The sequence below is a fragment of the Streptomyces katrae genome (genome assembly GCF_000966975.1).
In the GTDB taxonomy this organism is placed as follows: domain Bacteria; phylum Actinomycetota; class Actinomycetes; order Streptomycetales; family Streptomycetaceae; genus Streptomyces; species Streptomyces katrae.
Genome location: NZ_JZWV01001286.1, coordinates 1 through 3,452, shown reverse-complemented (window position 1 = coordinate 3,452; position 3,452 = coordinate 1). Strand labels below are relative to the sequence as shown.

Below are 3,452 nucleotides of genomic sequence, written 5' to 3'. Positions count from 1 at the left end.
GCGCGGGTCGTCCGCCGTCCGCGTCCCCGCGTACAGCCGGCCCGCCTCCGCCAGCCCCGGCCGCGCCAGCACCGGATCGGCCGCCTCGATCGCCGCCTGGCCCGGGTGGCTCATGCTCACGTCCAGCCAGGGCGAGATCAGCACGATCCGCGACGGCTGCGCCCCGGTCCGCTCCCGCAGCCGCTGCGCCGCCGCCAGTGCCATCCCGGCCCCGGCGGAATCCCCGAGCAGGACCGTCCCGCCCGCGCCGCCGCTCTCGATCAGACCGCTCAGCAGGTCCGTGGCCACCGGCACGGTCCGGTCCGCCGTCCCGCGCGGGGCCAGCACGTACGCCGGCACCACCACCCGGGCGCGGGCCCGCGTGACCAGGGTCCTGATCAGCGACCAGTGCGGACGTATCAGCTCGTCGATGAACGCCCCGCCGTGCACGTACAGCACCCGCGCCACGGGCTCCTGCCCCAGCGGGGAGACGTCGTACACCGGCCAGGCACCCACGAAGGTCCGCGACACCTCGGCGACCCGCCCCAGCGAACGCGGCGGCAGGTGCGAGGCCGCGCCACCGTCGCGCGTACCGCCTCCGCGGTGGCGAACCGTCTTCGCCGGCCCGTCGCGACCAGCGCGGCCGACAACGCCCTGCTGCGCAGACTCGGCACGCCCCTCACCTCCCCTTTCACCCCGGACCCGGACCGCCACGGCGATCCCGGACCGGGCCCTACCCCGTTCCAGGGAGGAGCATAGGCGTGAAGCTGCGCTGTCGACCCGCTTAAGAAAGTCTCGATGGACTGATCACCGCACTGATCGGCAGATTGGTGCCCGTCACCACGCCACCCGCGCACCAGCGGACCCGGCGACCCCTCCTTCCGCACGCCTGGAGCCACTCCCATGAAGGCACTCGTCAAGCACAAAGCCGAACCCGGGCTGTGGCTCATGGACGTCCCCGAGCCCGAGTACGGCCCCGGTGACGTGCTGATCAAGGTGCTGCGCACCGGTATCTGCGGGACCGACCTGCACATCCGCGCCTGGGACGGCTGGGCGCAGGGCGCGGTCAAGACCCCGCTCGTCCTCGGCCACGAGTTCGTCGGCGAGGTCGCCGCGCTCGGCGCCGACGTCCGCGACATCGAGGTCGGCGCCCTGGTCAGCGGCGAGGGCCACCTGGTGTGCGGCAAGTGCCGCAACTGCCTGGCCGGCCGGCGCCACCTGTGCCGCTCCACCATCGGGCTCGGCGTCGGACGCGACGGCGCCTTCGCCGAGTACGTGGTCCTGCCCGCGCAGAACGTCTGGGTCCACCGCACCCCGGTCGACCTGGACGTGGCCGCCATCTTCGACCCCTTCGGCAACGCCGTGCACACCGCGCTGTCCTTCCCGCTGGTCGGGGAGGACGTGCTGATCACCGGCGCCGGCCCGATCGGCATCATGGCGGCCGCCGTCGCCAGGCACGCCGGCGCGCGCAACGTGGTCATCACCGACGTCAGCCCCGAGCGCCTGGAGATCGCCCGCAAGGCGGGCGCCACCCTCGCCGTCAACGTCGCCGAGTCCTCCATCGCCGAGGCACAGACCCGCCTCGGCCTGCGCGAGGGCTTCGACGTCGGCCTGGAGATGTCCGGCCGCGCCGAGGCGATGCGCGACATGATCGACAACATGACGCACGGCGGCAAGATCGCGATGCTGGGCCTGCCCGCGCAGGAGTTCCCCGTCGACTGGGCCAAGGTCGTCACCTCGATGATCACCATCAAGGGCATCTACGGCCGCGAGATGTTCGAGACCTGGTACGCCATGACCGTGCTCCTGGAGGGCGGACTCGACCTGTCCCCGGTCATCACCGGACGCTACTCGCACACCGACTTCCAGGCCGCCTTCGACGAGGCCTCCACGGCCCGCAGCGGCAAGATCATCCTGGACTGGACGAAGTAGCCCCCGTGCCGGGCGGCCGACCCCGCCCGGCACGGCTCCGGCCGTCCCTCCCGCCGGCCGACGCCGCACGCCCGTCCGCGTGTCGCGGCGGCGCGGGCCGGGCAACCACAAGACCATCTCCCCCGGGCCGGGCCCCGCACACCCTCCCCCGATCGCGGGGCCCGGCCCCACCCCCCGTCCGCCGGACGGCAACCGCACAAGGAGAACCGACCATGTTCGAGTCCGTCCGCGAGGACCTCCGCGCCACCCTCGCCGAGATCCGCGCCGCCGGCCTGCACAAGCCCGAGCGCGTCATCGGCACCCCGCAGAACGCCGCCGTCGCGGTCACCGCGGGCGGCGCCCCCGGAGAGGTCCTGAACTTCTGCGCCAACAACTACCTCGGCCTCGCCGACCACCCCGAGGTCGTCGCCGCGGCCAAGGACGCCCTCGACCGCTGGGGCTACGGCATGGCCTCGGTCCGCTTCATCTGCGGCACCCAGGAGGTCCACAAGGAGCTGGAGGCGCGCCTGTCGGCCTTCCTCGGCCAGGAGGACACGATCCTCTACTCCTCCTGCTTCGACGCCAACGGCGGCGTCTTCGAGACCCTCCTCGGCGCCGAGGACGCGGTGATCTCCGACGCCCTCAACCACGCCTCCATCATCGACGGCATCCGCCTCTCCAAGGCCCGCCGCTTCCGCTACGCCAACCGCGACATGGCGGACCTGGAGGCTCAGCTCAAGACCGCCACCGAGGGCGGCGCCCGCCGCAAGCTCATCGTCACCGACGGCGTCTTCTCCATGGACGGCTACGTCGCCCCCCTCACCGAGATCTGCGACCTCGCCGACCGCTACGACGCCATGGTCATGGTCGACGACTCCCACGCCGTCGGCTTCGTCGGCCCCGGCGGCCGCGGCACCCCCGAACTGCACGGCGTCATGGACCGGATCGACATCATCACCGGCACCCTCGGCAAGGCCCTCGGCGGCGCCTCCGGCGGCTACGTCGCCGCCCGCGCCGAGATCGTCGAGCTGCTGCGCCAGCGCTCGCGCCCGTACCTCTTCTCCAACTCCCTCGCCCCGGTCATCGCCGCCGCCTCCCTCAAGGTCCTCGACCTGCTGGAGTCCGCCGGTGACCTGCGCGACCGGCTCGCGGCCAACACGAAGCTCTTCCGCGCGAAGATGACCGAGGCCGGCTTCGAGATCCTGCCCGGCGACCACGCCATCGCCCCCGTCATGATCGGCGACGCCGCCGAGGCGGCCCGGATGGCGGAGCTGCTCCTGGAGCGCGGGGTGTACGTGATCGGCTTCTCGTACCCCGTCGTGCCGATGGGCCAGGCCCGCATCCGCGTCCAGCTCTCCGCGGCCCACTCGACGGCCGACGTGGAGCGCGCGGTGGCCGCCTTCGTGGACGCCCGCGCGGCACTTTCCGCTGCTCAGGGCTGACATCATGGAGGGGTGATCGACCCCCGCCGGCTGCGCATCCTGCGGGCCGTGGCGGACCACCGTACGGTGACCGCCGCGGCCGCAGCCCTGTACCTCACCCCCTCCGCCGTCTCCCAGCAG

General features: G+C 73.0%; 4 protein-coding genes. 3 read left to right on the top strand and 1 reads right to left on the bottom strand.

All coding sequences use genetic code 11. From position 1 onward, the window contains the following. Positions 1-495, bottom strand: a 495-nt coding sequence (locus tag VR44_RS36250) for an alpha/beta hydrolase fold domain-containing protein (RefSeq protein WP_245692799.1), incomplete at its 3' end; no start/stop codon positions are given. Positions 496-882: 387 nt separating this feature from the next. On the opposite strand from VR44_RS36250, the gene tdh reads away from it, so the two are divergent. From tdh to VR44_RS43340, 3 genes are all read left to right on the top strand, one after another. Beyond that, the gene (gene tdh, locus VR44_RS36245; RefSeq protein WP_045951914.1) at positions 883-1,911 is read left to right on the top strand and encodes an L-threonine 3-dehydrogenase; all 1,029 of its coding nucleotides are present in this window, start codon (positions 883-885) and stop codon (positions 1,909-1,911) included. Positions 1,912-2,123: 212 nt separating this feature from the next. Next, entirely contained in the window at positions 2,124-3,332 is a 1,209-nt protein-coding gene (locus VR44_RS36240; RefSeq protein WP_045951913.1) for a glycine C-acetyltransferase, read from the top strand. A 12-nt stretch (positions 3,333-3,344) separates the two neighbouring features. Then, positions 3,345-3,452, top strand: a 108-nt coding sequence (locus VR44_RS43340) for a LysR family transcriptional regulator (RefSeq protein WP_157880518.1), incomplete at its 3' end; no start/stop codon positions are given.

Coding starts and splice junctions, on each gene's coding strand:
- VR44_RS36240 (WP_045951913.1), top strand. CDS start 2,124: ATGTTCGAGTCCGTCCGCGAGGACCTCCGCGCCACCCTCGCCGAGATC.
- tdh (WP_045951914.1), top strand. CDS start 883: ATGAAGGCACTCGTCAAGCACAAAGCCGAACCCGGGCTGTGGCTCATG.